20 protein-coding genes are annotated in these 18,086 nt (G+C 75.5%); 11 read left to right on the top strand and 9 right to left on the bottom strand.

The features are described 5' to 3' along the window. Positions 1 to 88 precede the first annotated feature (88 nt). On the top strand, positions 89 to 409 hold the full coding sequence (gene fdxA, locus BM158_RS22015) for a ferredoxin (RefSeq protein WP_091056825.1): 321 nt from the start codon (positions 89 to 91) through the stop codon (positions 407 to 409). Then, on the top strand, positions 406 to 1,533 hold the full coding sequence (gene dapC, locus BM158_RS08125) for a succinyldiaminopimelate transaminase (RefSeq protein ID WP_207506329.1): 1,128 nt from the start codon (positions 406 to 408) through the stop codon (positions 1,531 to 1,533). Before fdxA ends, dapC begins: the two co-directional genes overlap by 4 nt. Here the strand turns inward: dapC and BM158_RS08120 are convergent. Next, positions 1,530 to 2,411 (bottom strand): hypothetical protein, encoded by an 882-nt coding sequence (locus BM158_RS08120; protein WP_131801996.1) that lies wholly within the window; start codon positions 2,409 to 2,411, stop codon positions 1,530 to 1,532. The genes dapC and BM158_RS08120 overlap by 4 nt on opposite strands. 70 nt (positions 2,412 to 2,481) lie before the next feature. Between BM158_RS08120 and BM158_RS08115 the strand changes: the two genes are divergently transcribed. After that, positions 2,482 to 3,582, top strand: coding sequence for an alpha/beta hydrolase (locus tag BM158_RS08115; protein WP_229827885.1), 1,101 nt, complete (start codon positions 2,482 to 2,484; stop codon positions 3,580 to 3,582). 4 nt (positions 3,583 to 3,586) lie between these two features. Here BM158_RS08115 and dapD read toward each other — a convergent pair whose 3' ends face one another. Next, the gene (gene dapD / locus BM158_RS08110) at positions 3,587 to 4,567 is read right to left on the bottom strand and encodes a 2,3,4,5-tetrahydropyridine-2,6-dicarboxylate N-succinyltransferase (protein ID WP_091556577.1); all 981 of its coding nucleotides are present in this window, start codon (positions 4,565 to 4,567) and stop codon (positions 3,587 to 3,589) included. Between the two features lie 35 nt (positions 4,568 to 4,602). Between dapD and dapE the strand changes: the two genes are divergently transcribed. From dapE to BM158_RS08090, 4 genes are read left to right on the top strand one after another with little or no spacing between them, the layout of a single operon-like run. Further along, positions 4,603 to 5,736 carry a succinyl-diaminopimelate desuccinylase gene (gene dapE / locus BM158_RS08105; protein ID WP_091556575.1) on the top strand — a complete coding sequence of 378 codons (1,134 nt, stop codon included), beginning with the start codon at positions 4,603 to 4,605 and terminating at the stop codon, positions 5,734 to 5,736. After that, positions 5,733 to 6,539 carry an LOG family protein gene (locus BM158_RS08100; RefSeq protein WP_091556573.1) on the top strand — a complete coding sequence of 269 codons (807 nt, stop codon included), beginning with the start codon at positions 5,733 to 5,735 and terminating at the stop codon, positions 6,537 to 6,539. The genes dapE and BM158_RS08100 overlap by 4 nt, the downstream gene beginning before the upstream one ends. Before the next feature lie 4 nt (positions 6,540 to 6,543). Beyond that, positions 6,544 to 6,897, top strand: coding sequence for a DivIVA domain-containing protein (locus BM158_RS08095; RefSeq protein WP_229827884.1), 354 nt, complete (start codon positions 6,544 to 6,546; stop codon positions 6,895 to 6,897). Further along, the gene (locus BM158_RS08090) at positions 6,890 to 7,351 is read left to right on the top strand and encodes an SRPBCC family protein (RefSeq protein ID WP_091556571.1); all 462 of its coding nucleotides are present in this window, start codon (positions 6,890 to 6,892) and stop codon (positions 7,349 to 7,351) included. The genes BM158_RS08095 and BM158_RS08090 overlap by 8 nt, the downstream gene beginning before the upstream one ends. Here the strand turns inward: BM158_RS08090 and BM158_RS08085 are convergent. From BM158_RS08085 to BM158_RS08070, 4 genes are read right to left on the bottom strand one after another with little or no spacing between them, the layout of a single operon-like run. Beyond that, positions 7,327 to 7,740 (bottom strand): hypothetical protein, encoded by a 414-nt coding sequence (locus BM158_RS08085; RefSeq protein ID WP_091556569.1) that lies wholly within the window; start codon positions 7,738 to 7,740, stop codon positions 7,327 to 7,329. The two genes, BM158_RS08090 and BM158_RS08085, sit on opposite strands and share 25 nt — an antisense overlap. Next, a complete protein-coding gene (locus tag BM158_RS08080) occupies positions 7,737 to 8,993 on the bottom strand; it encodes a molybdopterin-dependent oxidoreductase (protein ID WP_091556567.1) in 1,257 nt (418 codons plus the stop codon). The genes BM158_RS08085 and BM158_RS08080 overlap by 4 nt, the downstream gene beginning before the upstream one ends. Positions 8,994 to 9,041: 48 nt before the next feature. Next, positions 9,042 to 9,692 carry a TIGR04282 family arsenosugar biosynthesis glycosyltransferase gene (locus tag BM158_RS08075; RefSeq protein ID WP_091556565.1) on the bottom strand — a complete coding sequence of 217 codons (651 nt, stop codon included), beginning with the start codon at positions 9,690 to 9,692 and terminating at the stop codon, positions 9,042 to 9,044. Then, positions 9,689 to 10,342 (bottom strand): glycosyltransferase family 2 protein, encoded by a 654-nt coding sequence (locus BM158_RS08070; protein WP_091556563.1) that lies wholly within the window; start codon positions 10,340 to 10,342, stop codon positions 9,689 to 9,691. The genes BM158_RS08075 and BM158_RS08070 overlap by 4 nt, the downstream gene beginning before the upstream one ends. A gap of 58 nt (positions 10,343 to 10,400) precedes the next feature. Here BM158_RS08070 and BM158_RS08065 point away from each other — a divergent pair, with 58 nt between their 5' ends. Further along, complete coding sequence (locus tag BM158_RS08065) at positions 10,401 to 11,744, top strand: hypothetical protein (protein WP_131801995.1); 1,344 nt, start codon at positions 10,401 to 10,403, stop codon at positions 11,742 to 11,744. A 72-nt stretch (positions 11,745 to 11,816) separates the two neighbouring features. Continuing rightward, entirely contained in the window at positions 11,817 to 12,704 is an 888-nt protein-coding gene (locus tag BM158_RS08060) for a DMT family transporter (RefSeq protein WP_091556559.1), read from the top strand. Between the two features lie 36 nt (positions 12,705 to 12,740). Here BM158_RS08060 and BM158_RS08055 read toward each other — a convergent pair whose 3' ends face one another. The 3 genes from BM158_RS08055 to BM158_RS08045 form a co-directional block, all read right to left on the bottom strand. After that, a complete protein-coding gene (locus BM158_RS08055; RefSeq protein ID WP_165628867.1) occupies positions 12,741 to 14,363 on the bottom strand; it encodes an HNH endonuclease signature motif containing protein in 1,623 nt (540 codons plus the stop codon). Between the two features lie 98 nt (positions 14,364 to 14,461). Next, on the bottom strand, positions 14,462 to 15,529 hold the full coding sequence (locus tag BM158_RS08050) for an NAD-dependent epimerase/dehydratase family protein (RefSeq protein ID WP_091556555.1): 1,068 nt from the start codon (positions 15,527 to 15,529) through the stop codon (positions 14,462 to 14,464). Between the two features lie 11 nt (positions 15,530 to 15,540). Continuing rightward, positions 15,541 to 16,167, bottom strand: a complete 627-nt coding sequence (locus BM158_RS08045; RefSeq protein ID WP_165628866.1) for a TetR/AcrR family transcriptional regulator C-terminal domain-containing protein — start codon at positions 16,165 to 16,167, stop codon at positions 15,541 to 15,543. Positions 16,168 to 16,204: 37 nt separating this feature from the next. Between BM158_RS08045 and BM158_RS08040 the strand changes: the two genes are divergently transcribed. Both BM158_RS08040 and BM158_RS08035 read left to right on the top strand, forming a co-directional pair. After that, positions 16,205 to 17,224 carry an ATP-binding cassette domain-containing protein gene (locus BM158_RS08040; protein ID WP_091556553.1) on the top strand — a complete coding sequence of 340 codons (1,020 nt, stop codon included), beginning with the start codon at positions 16,205 to 16,207 and terminating at the stop codon, positions 17,222 to 17,224. Then, positions 17,221 to 18,075 carry an ABC transporter permease gene (locus tag BM158_RS08035; protein ID WP_091556552.1) on the top strand — a complete coding sequence of 285 codons (855 nt, stop codon included), beginning with the start codon at positions 17,221 to 17,223 and terminating at the stop codon, positions 18,073 to 18,075. The genes BM158_RS08040 and BM158_RS08035 overlap by 4 nt, the downstream gene beginning before the upstream one ends. The last annotated feature ends 11 nt before the right edge of the window (positions 18,076 to 18,086 follow it).

Here is an 18,086-nt window from a genome sequence, read left to right as displayed (position 1 = left end):
GGCGACCCTGGCCTCGCTGCTCCCGGCTCCCGGTTCCATACTGGTGCCCGCACCGGACTGCTGTGGTTCGTACCCCGGAGGGACCCTCGTGACCTACGTCATCACCCAGGCATGCGTCGACGTCCTCGACAAGGCGTGCATCGACGAGTGCCCGGTGGACTGCATCTACGAGGGCGACCGGATGCTCTACATCCACCCCGACGAGTGCGTGGACTGCGGCGCCTGCGAGCCGGTCTGCCCGGTCGAGGCCATCTACTACGAGGACGACGTCCCGGACAAGTGGAAGGACTTCTACAACGCCAACGTGGAGTTCTTCTCCGAGCTCGGCAGCCCCGGTGGCGCGGCCCGCACCGGCAAGGTCGGCAAGGACCACCCGCTGGTCGCGGCCCTGCCGCCGCAGGGGGAGTGACCTCCCGCTCGCTGCCGGACTTCCCCTGGGACTCGCTCCGGCCGGCCCGCGCGCGGGCCGCGGAGCACCCGGGGGGCACGGTCGACCTGTCGATCGGCACACCGGTCGACCCCACGCCCGACGTGCTGCGGACGGCGCTGGCCGACGCCGCCGACGCCCCCGGCTACCCGACCGCGCTGGGCACCGCTGACCTGCGCACCGCCGCGGCCGGCTGGCTGTCCCGCCGGCTGGGCGTGACCCTGGCCGACCCGCTGGGCGCCGTCCCGTCGGTGGTCCCGACCGTCGGGTCCAAGGAGCTCGTCGCGCTGCTGCCGACGCTGCTGGGCCTGCACGGTGCTTCCGGCCCCGACCCCGGATCCCACCCGGGCACCGTCGTGATCCCCGAGGTCGCCTACCCCACCTACGAGGTGGGCGCCGTCGTCGCCGGGCTGGCGGTGCTGCGCAGCGACACGCCGCCCGCCGACGTCGCCGACCCGGTGCTGGTCTGGCTGAACTCCCCGGGCAACCCGCACGGCCGGGTGCTGTCGCCCGAGCAGCTGCGCGCCTGGGTGGCGTGGGGCCGCGAGCGCGGCGTGCCCGTGGTCGCCGACGAGTGCTACGTCGAGCTGGGCTGGGACGTCACCCCCACCTCCGTGCTGCACCCGTCGATCGCCGGCGGCACCCACGACGGGCTGCTCGCGGTGCACTCGCTGTCCAAGCAGTCCACCGCCGCGGGCTACCGGGCCGGGCTGCTGTCCGGCGACCCGGCGCTGGTCGCCCGGGTCTGGGAGGCCCGCCGGCACCTGGGCCTGCTGGTGCCCGGCCCGGTGCAGGCCGCCATGGCCGCGGCCCTGGACGACGACGAGCACGTCGAGCTCGCCCGCTCCCGCTACGGCGCCCGCCGGCAGCGGCTGCGCGCCGCGGTCGAGGCCTGGGGCGGGCGCGTCGAGCACTCCGAGGCCGGGCTCTACCTGTGGGTCACCCGCGACGAGGACTGCTGGACCACCGTCGACCGGCTGGCCGACCTCGGCGTCGTCGTCGCCCCGGGGTCGTTCTACGGCCCGGCGGGGGAGCGGCACGTGCGCATGGCGCTCACCGCCACCGACGAGCGCGTCGACGCCGCCGTCGCGCGGCTGGGCTCCTAGACCGCCAGCTGCAGCCGCAGCACCGCGCCGACGTCCTCGGCGTCCTGCGCCCAGCCGTCGGTCGGCGTCCAGCGCCAGTTCGTGTAGCGGACCTCGGACAGCTGCAGGTTCTGCGCGTGCGCGACCGCCCAGGTGACCTCGGGCCAGCCGGTGACGCCCACCGCCACCACCCCGCCGGGCTGCACGGTCGGCGACCCGGCCTCCCGGCGCACCACCTCGGCGACCGCGGCCGCGCGGTCGTCGACCGGCCCGGCCGCCTGCGGGGGCGAGTAGGTGCACGACAGCGCCGCCGGGCCCGTCCCGAGCAGGGCGCCGGCCAGGACGGTGCCCATCTCCTCCCACTGCTGGTAGGCCTCGGGGAAGCCGCTGCGCTGGACCTCCTGCGCCACCTCGGTCAGCCGGCCGGTCTCCCAGCCGGGGACCTGGACCAGGCCGTCGAGGAACTTCCCGGTCGCGTAGACCGGGTCCTGCACCTGCTCCGGGGAGCCCCAGCCCTGCGAGGGCCGCTGCTGGAACAGGCCCAGGGAGTCGCGGTCGCCGTAGGCCAGGTTGCGCAGTCGCGACTCCTGCTGCGCGGTGGCCAGCGCGACCACGGTGGCCCGCTCGGGCAGCCCGCGGCTGCGGGCGACGGCGGCGATGGTGGCCGCGTTGGCCGCCTGCTCGTTCGTGACGGTCAGCGCGGAGCCCGCGACCGTGCAGCGACCGGCCACCGGCGGCACCCCCTGGCTGTCGGTGTCCCAGGACAGCCCGACGACGGCGACCACGACGACCAGGAGCGGCGCCCACAGCCCGGCCATCCGCCCGGCGCGCTTCTTCCGCCGCCGCACGGGCGGGCGGGGGCGCGGGCGCGGGCGGGCCGCCGGCCGTGCGCTGGTCACCGAACCCAGGGTAGGCGGCCCGCGCGCGATGACCTGTCCGGACACGACGGTGCTGGCTAGCCTCTGCGCCGTGACCGACCACCTGCTGCCCGGAGTCCGCGCCACCAGGGTCGAGACCGGCCGGCTGACCCAGCAGGTGCTGCACCGCGAGGACGTCGACCCCCGCGGGGGCGGCGAGGTGGTGCTGCTGGTGCACGGCAACGTCAGCTCCGCGCTGTTCTGGCAGCAGCCGCTGCTGGCGCTGGAGGGGCCGTGGCGGGTGCTCGCGGTCGACCTGCGCGGCTTCGGCGGCACCGACCCCGCCCCGGTCGACGCCACCCGCGGCGTGCGCGACTGGTCCGACGACCTCGACGCCCTGGTCACCGCGCTCGGCGCCGACCGGGTGCACCTGGTCGGCTGGAGCATGGGCGGCGGCGTGGCGCTGCAGCACCTGCTCGACCACGCGGAGCGGGTCGCCTCGGTGACGCTCGTGGCGCCGGTGTCGCCGTTCGGGTTCGGCGGGACGGCGGGGGCCGACGGCCACCCGGTGCACCCCGACGGCACCGGCGCCGGGGCGGGCGGGGCCAACCCGGACTTCGTGGCCGCGCTCGCCGCCGGCGACACGAGCGCCGAGGCACCCACCAGCCCGCGGTCGATCTTCCGGGCCTTCTACGTGGCGCCGGGCAGCCTGCCGGTGGACCAGCAGCTCGAGGACGTCTTCGTGGCCTCGATGCTCACCACCCGCACCGGCGAGGACCACTACCCCGGGGACGTCGTCGCGGTGGACGCCTGGCCCGGGGCGGCGCCGGGCAGGCGGGGCGTGCTCAACACGATGGCCCCGACGGTCATGGACCTCTCGGGCATCACCGAGCTGCCGGTGAAGCCGCCGGTGCTGTGGGTCCGCGGCGACGCCGACCAGGTCGTCAGCGACACGTCGGCCTTCGACCTGGCGTTCCTGGGCTCGATCGGCGCGGTGCCCGGGTGGCCGGGTGGCGACGCGTTCCCGCCGCAGCCGATGGTCACCCAGACCCGCACCGTGCTCGACCGCTACGCCGCCAGCGGCGGCTCCTACCGCGAGGTCGTGCTGCCCGGGGTCGGCCACTCACCCCACGTGGAGCGGCCGCAGGAGTTCGTCGTCGCCCTCCTGGAGCACCTGACCACCCCGCCCGCGGAGCCCGCCGGGCTGACCTGAGCCGCTAGTTGGCGTGCAGCGCGGCGTTCAGCGCACCCCAGTCGCCGTCGCGGGGCACCGCCTCCAGCGCACCGGACACCGAGTTGCGCCGGAACAGCAGGCCGGGCCGGCCGGACAGCTCCAGCGCCTTGACCACCGAGCCGTCGGGCAGGGTGATCCGGGCGCCGGCGGTGACGTAGCAGCCGGCCTCGACGACGGACCGGTCGCCGAGGGAGATGCCGATGCCGGCGTTGGCGCCGAGCAGGCAGCCCGAGCCGATCGACACGACCTGCTTCCCGCCGCCGGACAGCGTGCCCATGATCGAGGCGCCGCCGCCGATGTCGGAGTCCGCACCCACCACGACGCCGGCGGAGATGCGGCCCTCGACCATCGAGGGGCCCAGGGTGCCGGCGTTGAAGTTGACGAAGCCCTCGTGCATGACCGTGGTGCCCTCGGCCAGGTGCGCGCCCAGCCGCACCCGGTCGGCGTCGCCGATGCGCACGCCCGACGGGAGGACGTAGTCGACCATCCGCGGGAACTTGTCGACGTGGGTGACGGTCACGTGGCCGTGCGCGGCGCGCACCTTGGCCGCCCGCACCGGCGTCCAGTCCGCGGCCTCCACCGGGCCGGCCGTCGTCCAGGCGACGTTGGTCAGCAGGCCGAACTGGCCGTCCAGGTTGAGCCCGTGGGGGCGGACCAGGCGGTGCGAGAGCAGGTGCAGCCGCAGGTAGACGTCGTGGGCGTCCACCGGCGCGGCGGACAGGTCGGCGATCGTCGTCCGCACCCCGACCACCTCGACGCCGCGGGCGTCGTCGGTGCGCACCAGGGAGCCGAAGTCCGGGCCGAGCTCGCCCTCGAGCTCCAGCGTCCCGAGCCGCTCGGTGCCCGTGGTGCCCACCTCGCCGAGGGCGGGGGAGGGGAACCAGGTGTCCAGGACGGTGCCGGCGGTGGTCACGGTGGCCAGTCCGACGGCGGTGGCGCCGGCAGCGGTGGGTGCAGCAGTCACGGGAGCCGAGGGTAGGCGACCGTAGGCTGCGGGCCGTGACCGTTCCGGCCCTCGACCTGACCGCCGACGTCCTCACCCTCACCCGGGCCCTGGTCGACGTCCCGTCCGTCTCCGGCACCGAGGAGCCGCTGGCCGACGCGGTCGAGGCCGCGCTGCGCGGCCTGGGTGGGCTGGAGGTCGTGCGGATCGGCAACTGCGTGCTGGCCCGCACCGACCTCGGCCGGGACACCCGGGTGGTGCTCGCCGGGCACCTGGACACCGTGCCGGTCGCCGACAACGTGCCCAGCCGGCTGGAGGTCGTGGACGGCGAGGAGCGGCTGTACGGCTGCGGCACCAGCGACATGAAGGCCGGTGACGCGCTGATGCTGCGGGTGGCCGGGATGTTCGGCGTCCCCGGCGCGCAGCCGGCGCACGACCTGACCTTCGTGTTCTACGACAACGAGGAGGTCGAGGCGGTCAGGAACGGCCTCGGCCGGGTCGCCCGCGAGCTGCGCGGCTGGCTGTACGGCGACCTCGCGATCCTGCTCGAGCCCACCGACGGCGGTGTCGAGGGCGGCTGCCAGGGCACCATGCGGGTCGTCCTCACCGTCCCGGGCGAGCGGGCGCACAGCGCGCGGTCGTGGCTGGGCCGCAACGCGGTCCACGGCGCCGCGTCGATCCTCGGGGTGCTGGAGGCCTACCGGGCGCGCGAGGTCGAGATCGACGGCCTGCACTTCCGCGAGGGCCTGAACGCGGTGCGGATCGAGGGCGGGGTGGCCGGCAACGTCGTCCCCGACGAGTGCCGGGTGACCGTGAACTTCCGGTTCGCGCCCGACCGCGACGAGGACGCCGCCGAGGCGCACGTGCGCGAGGTGTTCGCCGACGCGCTGGCGGCCGGCGTGACCCTCGAGGTCACCGACATGTCCGGCGGCGCGCTGCCCGGGCTGTCCGAGCCCGCGGCCGCCGCGTTCGTCGCCGCCGTCGGGACGCCGGCCCGGGCCAAGCTCGGCTGGACCGACGTCGCGCGGTTCGCCGCCTTCGGGATCCCGGCGGTCAACTACGGTCCCGGTGACCCGAACCAGGCGCACCAGCGCGGCGAGCACGTGCGGGTCGACCGGCTGCAGCCCGCCGAGGACGCCCTCGTCGCCTACCTGACCGGCACGACCACGACCACGGGGGACACGGCATGAGCGACAACGGCACCCGGCGGGCCCACCGCCGCACCCGCGGCCCGGTGCAGCTGCGCGGCGGCGAGCCGGACCCCCGCCAGGAGGGGACGACGACCGACCAGCGGCTGCTGGACTCCCGCGGCCCCTCGGACTGGGTGCACGCCGACCCGTGGCGGGTGCTGCGCATCCAGGCGGAGTTCGTCGAGGGCTTCGGCCTGCTCGCCGAGCTGCCGCGCGCGGTCAGCGTGTTCGGCAGCGCCCGCACCAAGCCCGACGACCCGTTCTACGCCGCCGGGGTCGAGCTCGGCGCCGCGCTCGCGCAGGCCGGCTACGCCGTCATCACCGGCGGCGGGCCGGGTGCGATGGAGGCGGCGAACAAGGGCGCCTGCGAGGCCGGCGGGATGTCGGTCGGGCTGGGCATCGAGCTGCCGTTCGAGCAGGAGCTCAACGAGTGGGTCGACGTCGGCATCTCCTTCCGCTACTTCTTCGTGCGCAAGACGATGTTCGTGAAGTACGCGCAGGCCTTCGTGATCCTGCCCGGCGGCTTCGGCACCCTCGACGAGCTGTTCGAGGCGCTGACGCTGGTGCAGACCACCAAGGTCACCCGGTTCCCGGTCATCCTGTTCGGCTCGGCCTACTGGGCCGGGCTGCTGGACTGGATCCGCGGCACGCTGGCCGACCACGCGATGATCTCGCCCCGGGACCTCGACCTGATCACGGTCACCGACGACGTCGCCGAGGCCGTCCGGGTCATCCGCGAGGCCGACGCCGCCCGGGAGGCCGCGGGGCAGGAGTCGGGGGACCCCGCCCCGGTCGAGGGCTGACCCGGTGCTGACGTTCGTCGTCTTCGTCGTCGGCCTGGTGCTGGTGGGCGGGCTGCTGTTCCTCGGCGCCTCGCTGCTGCTCGGCCGCGGGGAGACCCAGCCGCCCGCGGAGCTGGACCGCTCACCGGTCGAGCTGCCCGACGACCGGCCGGTCACCGGCGACGACGTCCGCGCGCTGCAGGTCTCGGTGACCGTCCGGGGCTACCGGATGACCGAGGTCGACTGGCTGCTGGACCAGTTGGCGCAGACCATCGACGAGCGCGACGTCGAGATCGCGCAGCTGCGCGCCGCGCAGCCGCGGGAGGACCCTGCCGTGGTGGACCGTGCTGTGACCGACGAGGAGGACCCGGGTGCCTGAGCTGGTCGAGACCGTGGACGTCGACGCCCCGCGGGAGCAGGTGTTCGCCGCGCTGGTCGACTGGACGACCCAGGGCGAGTGGATGCTGCTCACCGACGTCCGCACCGTCGACGGGCCCGCGCAGGAGGTGGGTGGCCGGATCGAGGCGGTCACCGGCCTGCCGCTGCCCGGCGGGCGCCGGCTCGGTGTGCTGGACCGGATGACCATCACCGGCTGGGACCCGCCGAACGTGGTGGACGTGCGGCACACCGGCCGGGTGGTCCGCGGCACCGGCAGCTTCCAGGTGCGCGAGCGACCGGGTGGGGGCTCGACCTTCGTGTGGGTGGAGACCCTGGACCTGCCGCTGGGCGCCCTCGGCCGGCTGGGCTGGCCGTTGGTGAAGCCCGGGTTCGTGGCCGGGGTGCGGCTGTCGCTGAAGCGGTTCTCCCGCTACGCGGAGTCGCGCGCCCGCTGAACCCGGACGGCGGCCCAGGCGACGGAGACGGCCAGCACGACGCCGACCACGACCAGCAGGGTGGTGCCGTAGTCGCGCGGCAGGAACGAGGTGTCGCCCTCGTCGCCGCCGAAGCCGAGCACGAAGGGCAGCGCGACCAGGGCGACCGCTGCGCTGGTGGCCGCCCCGACCACCACGGGGGCGCGGGCCGGGCGGGGCAGGGTGCGGGCGGCCAGCCAGCCCAGCCCGATCCAGACGGGCGCGACCACCAGGTCGTGCAGCAGCGCGCCGCCGAGCATCCAGATCGCCCAGCTGGTCAGCGCCTCGCCGCTCAGCGACGTCCACAGGCCGTGGGCGCCGTAGGCCACGGCCGCCAGGCCGGGGACGACGAACAGCCACCGCCACCTCACGAGCCCACCCCGGCTGCCCCGGGGGCGATGCGCCCCAGCCACTTGGTCTGCATGGCGCCGGGCCGGTTGGGCGCGATGAGCCGCACGGGGTAGCCGTGGTCGATGTCCAGGTCCTGGCCGTTGAGCTCCAGCGCCAGCAGGGTCTTCTCGCTGGCCGAGTGCGGCTTGGACACCGTCGAGACCCGGTAGGACCCGCCGGTCTGGATGGACTCGACGTGCACGACGGTGCCGCGCGGGTGGCCGGCGGCCTCGAGCACGTCGCGCAGCCGCGGGCCGGTCCACTCGGCGTTCGCGCTCCACCCCTCGACGCAGGCGATCGGCAGCCGCTCGGTGTGCTGCGGCATCGCGCGCAGGTCGTCCAGGGTCAGCTCCAGCGGCGTGGGCCCCTCGACGACCAGCCGCCAGGCGGGGTCGACGGCGGACTCGGTGACCCCGGCCGTGATGCCGGTCTGGTTGACGGGCAGGCCCTGCGGGCCGACGCCGGGGATGCGCGGGGACAGGACCGACACCTGGGCCAGCGGCGAGATGGTCTGGCCCCACTGGGTCAGCGCGACCGCGCCGGTGGCGACGGCCGCCGTCGCCACGAAGGCCCGGCGGCTGACCGCGCCGTCCTCGGCGGCCTCGTCCTCGGCCCGCACCTGCTCGGCCTCCGCCGGCTCCAGTCCGGCGGTCGCCGCCGGGCTGCCGCGGCGGGCCAGGCCGCGCCGGATCTGCGGGGCCATCGCGCCGACGTGGGTGAGCACGGCGCCGACGGCGACCCAGCCGGTCCAGTAGTGCGCGGTCTTGAACCCGAAGCCGAACGGGTACCACTGACTGATGTTGATCAGCCCCGTGGCCAGCATGAACACCGCGCTGGCGACCAGCACCAGGATGGACAGCCGGCCCACCAGCGCGGCCGGGGTGCGGGCCGGGGGCCAGCGGAACAGCCCGGGGTAGACGGTCCACAGCTTGACCAGCAGCAGCGGGATGAGCGCCAGCCCGACCATGACGTGGGTGCCCTGGGTGACCCGGTAGAGCCAGACCGGGCTCGCCGGCCAGACGAACCAGGACGGCGGCTGCTGCACCCAGTGGCTGATCAGCCCGGTGACGAAGCAGACGACGAAGCCCGCGCCCAGCCAGACGCCGACGCGGGAGGCGCGGCGCTCGGTGTGCAGCGGACTGGGGAAGGCACCCTCGCGGAAGGGGCCCCGGCGCAGCGCGTCGGGCGGGTCGGGCAGCCGCGCGCCCAGCACGCGGTCCAGTGCTCGGGTCACAGGTCCTCCTTCCCCGTGGGTTCGTCGCGGACCGCCGATCCGGACGGGTCAGAGCAGGCCGGCGATCTCCTCGACGGTGCGCCGCATCCGGCTGCCCTCGGGGCACAGCGCGGCGACCTCCACCGCCTCGGCCCAGTGGTCGACGTCGGTGAGCTGCGGCAGGTCCAGGACGGTCAGCCCGGCCGCCTCCAGCGCCGCGCGGGTGTTGACCGCGGTGTCGTCGCGGGACATCGGGACGTCGGGCAGGACGGCGGCGGCCTCGGGGGAGTGCACGCCCAGGGCCCACCAGCCGCCGTCGGGGGCGGTGCCGAGCACGACGCTGCCCGGGCCGGCGGTGACCAACCGGGCGAGGGAGTCGGTGAGCAGCTCGGGGCTGATCTGCGGGGTGTCCATGCCGACCAGCAGGGTGGGCAGGTCTCCGTCGCCGGCCATCGCGTCGGCGAACGCCGCGGCCAGGCGGGTGCCGAGGTCGCCCTCGACCTGGGGGACGACGACCATGCCGGCGAGGTCCAGGTCGCCGGGGGCGCCGTCCAGCGCCACGACCCTCCGCTGCACGGGCGTGGCCCGGACGACGTCCAGGGTGTCGGCCACCGCTGCGGACGCCACGGCGGCGGCTTGCTCCGGCGTGCACGGCGGGGTGAGCCGGGTCTTGCTCCGCCCGGGCACCGGGGCCTTGGTGATGACCAGCAGCTGGGTCACCGGGACAGCACCCGGGACATGTCGCGGACGGTCTTGGCGGTGCCCAGCACGGTGCCGGTCACCTTGGACTTCGTGCCGTCGGCGCGGGGGTGGTAGTCGACGTCCAGCTCCCGGATTCGCCAGCCGGCGTCCGAGGCCTTGGTGACCATCTCCAGCGGGTAGCCGAAGCGGCGGTCGGTGATGCCCAGGGCCAGCAGGTCGGCGCGGCGGGCGGCGCGCATCGGGCCGAGGTCGTGCAGCCGCAGGCCGGTGCGCCGGCGCATGAGGATGCTCAGCGCGGTGTTGGCGACCCGGGCGTGCGGCGGCCAGGCGCCCCGGCTGCTCGGGCGCCGGCGGCCGAGCACGAGGTCGGCCTCGCCGGCCTCGACCGGGCCGGCGACACGGGGGAGCTGCCGGGGGTCCATGGAGGCGTCGGCGTCGCAGAAGCACACGACGTCGGCCGTCGCGGCCTCCAGGCCGGCGTGCGCGGCGGCGCCGAACCCGCGCTGGGGCACGTGCACGACGGTCGCGCCGTGGTCGGCGGCGATCTGCGCGGAGCCGTCGGTCGAGCCGTTGTCGGCGACGATGGCGCGGTAGCCCTCGGGCAGGCGGGACAGGACCCAGGGCAGTGCCCCGGCCTCGTCGAGGCAGGGCAGGACGACGTCGGGCACCAGGGGACGCTAACCGCGGTCCGGCGCTCCTGCTCGTCGACACCTACAGTCCGACCTCGTGACCAGCGCAGAGCCCACGACGTCCCGGGTGCGCCGGGCGCTGCCGGTGGTCGCGGTGGTGGCCACGGCGGTGTTCGTGACGGTCGTGGCGCTGGTCGGCCGGCACCTGGCGCAGGGCGGGACGGTGCTGCACCTGCTCGGCGGCTACGTGCTGCGGGGCGGCTTCGAGGTGGTGCTCACCCCGCGGGTGCTGATGCCGGTGGTGGTCGGGCTCGTCCTCGTGCTGGTCGGCCCCGGGCTTGCCGCTCGGGTCCGGTTCGGGGTGCTCGCCGTGGGCTCGGCGGTGGCCGCCGCCGTGTGGGCGGTGGCGCTGGCGCTGAGCAGCGGCTGGCACCGGCTGCCCGAGCCGCTGTCGGTGGTCTACGAGTACCCGCACGACGTGCCGCGGGTGGGCTCGATCGGCACGTTCCTGTCGACGTTCACGCAGTTCGTCCCCGCCGACTCCGCCGACCCGTGGACCACCCACGTCGCCGGGCACCCGCCGGGCGCGCTGCTGGCGTTCGTGCTGCTGGACCGGCTGGGCCTGTCGGGCCTGGGCTGGGACGCCGCGCTGTGCATCGCGGGCGGGGTCCTCGCCGTCCCGGCCGTGCTCCTCACCGTGCGGGCGGTCGCCGACGAGGCACGGGCGCGGGTCGTGGCGCCGTTCCTGGTGCTGGCGCCGATCGCGCTGTGGATCGCGACCAGCGCCGACGCGCTGTTCGCCGGCGTCGCCTCCTGGGGCGTGGCCGGGCTGGCCACGGCGGCGGTCTCGACCGGGTGGCGGCGGGACGCCAAGGCGCTGGCGGGTGGCCTGCTGCTCGGGCTGGCGCTGTTCCTGTCCTTCGGGCTGACCGCGCTGGGCCTGGTCGCGATCGTGGTCGTGCTCGTGCACCGGAAGGCGCTGGGCTGGGGCGGGGTGGTCCGGGTGCTGGCCGTCGGCGCGGTCGGCGTCCTCGTGGTGGTCGGGCTGTTCCTGCTCGGCGGCTACTGGTGGCTCGACGGGTTCCACGCGGCGGGTGACCGGGTGCGCTCGGGGCCGTCCTACGCGAACCGGCCGCTGGCCTACTTCCTCTTCTCCAACCTGGCCGCGGGCGCCGTAGCGGTCGGCCCGGCGGCGATCGCCGGGCTGGCCTCGCTGCGCCGGCACCGGCTCGCGCTGCTGCCGCTGGCCGCGCTGGTCGGCATCCTGGCCAGCGACGCCACCGGCCTGGTGCGCGGGGAGACCGAGCGGATCTGGCTGCCGTTCTACGTCTGGGTGCTCTGCGCGACGGCCTTCCTGCCCCGGCGCCAGCGCCGGGTCTGGCTCGCCCTCGGCGCCGTGCTGGCGATCGTGGTCGAGGTGACCGTCCGCACCGAGTGGTGATCGGCAGGAACCCGGCGGTCGCTGGCAGGGATGCCTGCTGACCCCGTGCGCGGGGCAGCGCAGGATGTGCCGGTGAGTCGTCGGGGCTGGGCGCTGTTCGTCGCCATGTCGGTCATCTGGGGCGTGCCCTACCTGCTCATCAAGGTCGCCGTCGGCACCTTCGACCCCGTGCTGGTGGTGTTCGCCCGCTGCGTGCTCGGCGCGGTGCTGCTGGTGCCGCTGGTGGTCGCCCGGGGCCAGCTGCGCGGCTTGGCCCGGCACTGGAAGCCGCTGCTGGGGTTCACCGTGCTGGAGATGACCGGCCCGTGGTTGCTGCTGAGCATCGCCGAGCAGACGTTGTCGTCCTCGCTCACCGGCCTGCTGGTGGCCACCGTGCCCTTCGTCGCCGCGCTCGCCGGGCGGCTGGTGGGCGGGGAGGAGCCCCTGTCGCGGGTCCGCGTCGGAGGGATGGTGCTCGGCGTCGTCGGCATCGTCGCGCTGCTGGGCCTGGACGTCCGCGGCGCGGAACTGGTCGCCATCGGCGCCGTCGTCCTCACCGTCCTCGGGTACGGGACGGCGCCGCTGATCATCAGCCGGAAGCTCTCCGACGTGCCGGGGGTGGCCGCGAGCGCGGTGGCGCTCACGGTGACGGCGCTGGTCTACGCGCCGTTCGCCGTCCCGCGGCTGGACCAGTTCTCCGGCGCCCCGCTGGACGCGGTGGCCGCCGTCGTCGTGCTCGGTCTGGTGTGCACCGCGCTGGCCCTGGTGCTGTTCTTCCGGCTGATCCGCGAGGTCGGGCCGCAGCGGGCGCTGGTGATCACGTTCGTGAACCCGGCGGTCGCCGTGCTGCTGGGGGTGCTGCTGCTCGACGAGCCGTTCACCGTCGGGATCGCGGTCGGGCTGCCGGTGATCCTGGTCGGCTGCGTGCTGGCGACCCGGCGGACCCGCACCCCCGACCCCGTGCCGGTCGCCCCCGCCTGAGCTCAGGGCGTCCCCGCGGAGACGCCCGGCCGGCGGTCAGGCCGCGTCGGGCACGGCCTCGGCGCTGCGCAGTCGACGGCGCAGCGCCGCCCGGTTGTCGAGCAGCACACCCAGCGCGTACCCGATCGCCAGGCGTTCGCCGTTGGCCCGCCAGGAAGCCGGCAGCCCGTCGCGGGGTGGGGGAGCGAGCGCGGTGCCGTCGGGCTCGGGCACGGCCCACACGGGCTCCCCGTCGGCCCTCCGGGCGGTGAGCCGGCCGTCGGCCGAGCGCGCGAGGACCAGGTCGAGGTCGTGCACGAGGCCGTGGCACCGGTCGCAGAGCAGGGCCAGGTTGCCGACGTCGGTGCGGCCGCCGGCCAGCCAGGGCACCAGGTGGTGCGCGTGCAGGCGCTCGGGCCTGGTCTCGGCGCACCCCGGGCGGGTGCAGCCGCCGTCGCGCAGGAGCAGCGCGCGACGTTGCGTCCTCGTCGCGAACCGCCGGGCCCGGCCGACGGCGAGCGCCTGTGCGCCGTCGACCAGCACGGTCGTGACCGCGGCGTCGCAGGCCAGCCGGCGGGCAGCGGCCGGGCTGAGCGCCGCGACCGAGCCGACCGAGGCCTGACCGGCCGCGGCGTCGTCGGCCAGCACCTGCGCGTCGACCCGGATGAGCACCTCCCGCCGGGCGGGGTCACCGGGCCGGGTGTCGACCGCGCCCACGCCGGCCCGGACGACGTCGAGCAGGGCCGTGGTGCGGGCGACGGTCACCCGTGCGCGGCGCGCGGCGGCGACCTCGAGGCCTCGGACGGCTGTGCGGTCGTCGGACAGGTCGTCCCCGGCCACCCAGCCCTGCCAGTCGACAGCCGGGTCCTGCTCCGGGTCCTGCTCCGGGTCCGTCTCCTCCCGACGGCGGCCGGCCACCCGCTCACGCCTGGTCAGCACCTCGGCGCGGTGCTCGACCGCGGCGACGAGCTCGGCGGCGTCCTCCGCGGACAGCCGGAGCCGGAGCGTGACGCTGCCGTCGCCCTCGTCCCGCCAGTCGAAGCGCTGCTCCCACCCGGGCGCCGGCTGCCGCGGGTCGGCCCCGTCGGGCCAGGCCTCCAGCCAGACCGCGGCAGCGGCCTCGGCCCCGGCGCGGGCGGCTGCGTCGTCGGAGGCGCCTGCGGCCAGGGCGTCCTCCCGCGCGACCTGCTCGGCGACCTCGCTCCGGGTGCGCGCGTCCTGCGTCTGCACCGCGTCCGAGCGGCGCCAGCCGGCCACCACCTTCTCCAGCTGCGCGGCGGTGCAGTGCTCGGCCAGCCGCAGCAGCACCGGTTCGGTGTCGGCGTCGGCGACGCGGACGACGGCCCGGGCCTTGGCGAAGGAGATGGCCCCGGAGCGGAGCTGCTCGCTGACCTGCGGCAGGCGGGGGAGGGCGCGGGCCAGGCGGACGTGGTCGCGGGCCGTGCCGGGGCCGATGCCGCACTGCCAGGACAGCCAGTGCGCACAGGACGTGATCCCCGGCAGCGCCCAGCCACGGCGGCGGTCGAACTCCTCGACCAGCAGGAGCCAGGCGGCGGTCGCGGCCGAGAGGGACACCGCGCCGGCCCGCAACCGCGCAGCCAGCTGGTCGACCGGTACAGGGTCCGGGACGGCGGACGGGACGGCGGACGGGTCGAGCGGGGGCGCGGACGGGACCGGCACGGGGACCACCTCGGGCTGTTCGAACGTGTGTGCGAACAGTGGCACGGGGGTCCGACAGAAAGGGGGTCCGGCGTTTCCGCGGAAACGCCGGAGACGGCCTAGGGCTCCTGCGGGGCGGCGCGCAGCTCGGCGGTGGCGAACTCCCGCATGCCGTCCTCGAAGGACACCTCGGCTGCGTAGCCGAGCTCCTCCTGGGCGCGCGACGGGCTGGCGACCACGTGCCGGACGTCGCCGATGCGGTACTGCCCGGTGACCTCCGGCGCGGGGCCGCCGAACGCCTCGGCCAGCGCACGGGCCATGTCGCCGACGGTGTGCGGTGTGCCGCTGGCGACGTTGTAGGTGCGCAGCGTCGACTCCTCGGGCGGGTTCTCGAACGCCTTCAGGTTCGCCTGGGCGACATCGGTGACGTGCACGAAGTCGCGCATCTGCCCGCCGTCCTCGTAGACCTGCGGCGCCTTCCCGCCCTCCAGCGAGGACCGGAAGATCGAGGCGACGCCGGCGTAGAAGGTGTCGCGCGGCATCCGCGGGCCGTAGACGTTGTGGTACCGCAGCCCCACCGCGGTGCCGCCGGTCGAGCGCGCCCACGCCGAGGACAGGTGCTCCTGGGCGAGCTTGGTGGCGGCGTAGGTGTTGCGCGGGTCGGGCGGGGTCTCCTCGCCGACCCGGCCCCAGGCCAGCTCCCGCCCGCAGACGGGGCAGGGCGGGTCGAAGCGGCCCTCGTCGAGGTCGCTGCGCCGGCGGGGCGCGGCCGGGACGACGCCGTGCTCGGCGCACTCGTACCGGCCCTCGCCGTAGACCACCATCGAGCTGGCGAACACCAGCCGGCCGATGCCCGCACGGGCCATGCCGGCCAGCAGCACCGCCGTCCCCAGGTCGTTGATCCCGGCGTAGGCGGGCATGTCCTGCACGTCGATGCCCAGGCCGACCATCGCCGCCTGGTGGTTCACCGCGTCGACGCCCTCGAGCACCCGGTCCACGGTCGCGGCGTTGCGGACGTCGCCGACCACCAGCTCGGCGCCGTCCAGCCCGGGCGGGCCGTCGGGGTACACGGGGTGGACGGCGGGCAGCAGCGCGTCGAGCACCCGCACCTCGTGCCCGGCCTCGAGGTGGGCGGCGACGACGTGGGAGCCGATGAACCCGGCTCCGCCGGTGACGAGGATGCGCACGACGGCGAACGCTAGACGGGCGGCACCCCGGTCGCAGTGCGGGCGGTCAGCCGGGCGCGGAGGCCGTCGAGCAGGAGCGCGAGCCCGGTCTCGAAGCGGTCCTCGTCGTCGCCGAAGCCCTCCGCCGCGGCGAGCACGGTCGGGAAGCCGGTGGGGGCCGGCCCGGGAGCGGTGGCCGGTCGGTCCTGCGCGGCCTGGGTCTCGAGGACGTCGCCGAGCAGGAAGGAGCCCAGCGCGGTCAGCACCTGCACTGCTTCGCCGGGTGCGAGCCCGGCCCCGACCAGGGTGGCGAGGGTCTGCTCGATCTCGGGGAGTGCGTCCTCGGTGGGCCGGTTGCCCGCGACGACGAGCGCGCTGTCCCGGTGGGCGAGCAGGGCGGCGCGGCGGACCCGGATCCCGTCGGCCAGCCAGTCCAGCACCGCCTCGCCCTCCGTCGGGGCGCGGCGGGCGGGCAGCTCGGCGAGGACGTGCTCGGCGACCAGGTCGAGCAGGTGCCGCTTGTCGGTGACGTGCCAGTAGAGCGTGGGCGCGCTGACGCCCAGCCGCTTGGCCAGCCCGCGCAGGGTCAGACCGGCCAGGCCGTCGGCGTCGATCACCTCCACCGCCGCGCGGACGACGTCGTCACGGGTCAGCGGCACGCTTGACACCCTAACGGTGTTCGAGGATGGTTGCGGTATGCCTCTAACGACGTTAGGGACCCTCCCGGGTGAGGTCGCCGTCGACCGCGCGCCCGCGGTGCAGGTCCGCGACCTGGTGAAGACCTTCCCCGGGGGGAAGAAGCGCACGGACGTCGAGGCGGTGCGCGGCATCGACCTCGACGTGCCGGCCGGTGAGCTGTTCGGGTTCCTCGGCCCCAACGGGGCCGGCAAGTCCACCACCATCAAGATCCTGTGCACGCTCGTCCGGCCGACCGCCGGCTCGGCGCAGGTGGCCGGCTTCGACGTCGTCCGCCAGAAGGACGACGTGCGGCGGCACATCGGCCTGGTGTTCCAGGAGACGACGCTGGACGGCCACCTCACCGCCGAGCAGAACCTCCGCTTCCACGCCGAGATCTACGGCATGGCGCACACCGACGTCGCCCCGCGCACCGACGCCGTGCTGGACATGGTCGGCCTGGCCGACCGGCGCTCCGCGGTGGTGAACACGTTCTCCGGCGGCATGAAGCGCCGGCTGGAGATCGCCCGGGGCCTCATGCACTCCCCGCGCGTGCTCTTCCTCGACGAGCCCACCATCGGCCTGGACCCCGAGTCCCGCGCCGGCCTGTGGGACTACGTCGACCGGCTGCGCGCCGAGGAGGACATCACCGTCTTCCTGACCACCCACTACATGGACGAGGCCGAGCGCTGCGACCGCATCGCGATCGTCGACGGGGGCCGCATCGGCGCGCTGGGCTCCCCGGCCGCGCTCAAGGCCGGCGTCGGCCACGACCGCGTGCGGGTGGTCACCGCCGACGACGACGCCGCCGAGGCCCTGGTCCGCGACCGGCTCGGCGTGGAGACCACCCGGGAGCGCGGTGCGCTGGTGGTGCTCACCCCCGACGGCGAGCAGTTCGTGCCCCGGCTGTTCGAGCTCGGGTTGACCGTGCGCTCGGTGAGCGTCACCCGCCCCAGCCTGGACGACGTCTTCCTCGCCTACACCGGCGCCCGGCTGGCCGATCGCCAGGCCGCCGCGGGCCCGCGGGGAGGCCGGCGATGACGACCACCCTCGCCCCGGTCCGGGTCGCCGCCCGCGGACCCCGGCACGAGCTGCGCGCGGTGGAGGTGGTGTGGCTGCGGGAGCTGATCCGCTTCCGCACCGACCGCGGCCGGATCATCTCCTCCTTCGCCCAGCCGCTGCTGTTCCTCTTCGTGCTCGGCAAGGGCCTGGGCGCCAGCATCGGCGCGGGCACCTTCGGCGGCATCGACTACTCGACGTTCCTGTTCCCCGGTGTGCTGGCCACCTCCGTCATGTTCACCGCGGTGTTCTCCGCCATCTCGATCGTCTGGGACCGCGAGCTGGGGTTCCTCCGCGAGATGCTGGTCGCCCCGGTCAGCCGGACGTCGATCGTGCTCGGCAAGGCCCTCGGCGGGGCGACGGTGGCGACCCTGCAGGCGCTGGTGCTGCTCGCCCTCGCCGGGGCCGTCGGGGTCCCCTACGACCCGCTGATGATCGTGGCCGTCGTCGTCCTGATCTTCGTGGTGGCGTTCGCCATCACCTCGCTGGGCCTGCTCGTCGCCGTCCGGGCGCAGCAGATCCAGACCGTCATGCCGCGGGTGCAGCTGCTGCTGGCGCCGCTGATGTTCCTGTCCGGTGCCTTCTTCCCGGTGACCGGTGGGCTGCCGGTCTGGCTGCACGGCCTCGCCCTGGTCAACCCGGTCACCTACGGGGTGGACGCCGTCCGGCGGGTCGTGCTGCACGCGGTGGACGGCGGCCCGGCCGCGGCCGCCGAGGTCGCGCTGCGGTGGGGCAGCTGGACGGTCCCGGTCTGGATGGACGTCGTGGTGGTCGCCGGGGTGGGCGGGCTCCTGCTGGCGGTCTCGGCCTGGCTGTTCAGCCGACCGGAGTGACCTGTCGGAGG

This window comes from Klenkia taihuensis, assembly GCF_900112525.1.
Lineage (GTDB): Bacteria > Actinomycetota > Actinomycetes > Mycobacteriales > Geodermatophilaceae > Klenkia > Klenkia taihuensis.
The sequence above is the reverse complement of the archived record's forward strand: the minus strand, read 5'-3'. Positions and strand labels throughout refer to the sequence as shown.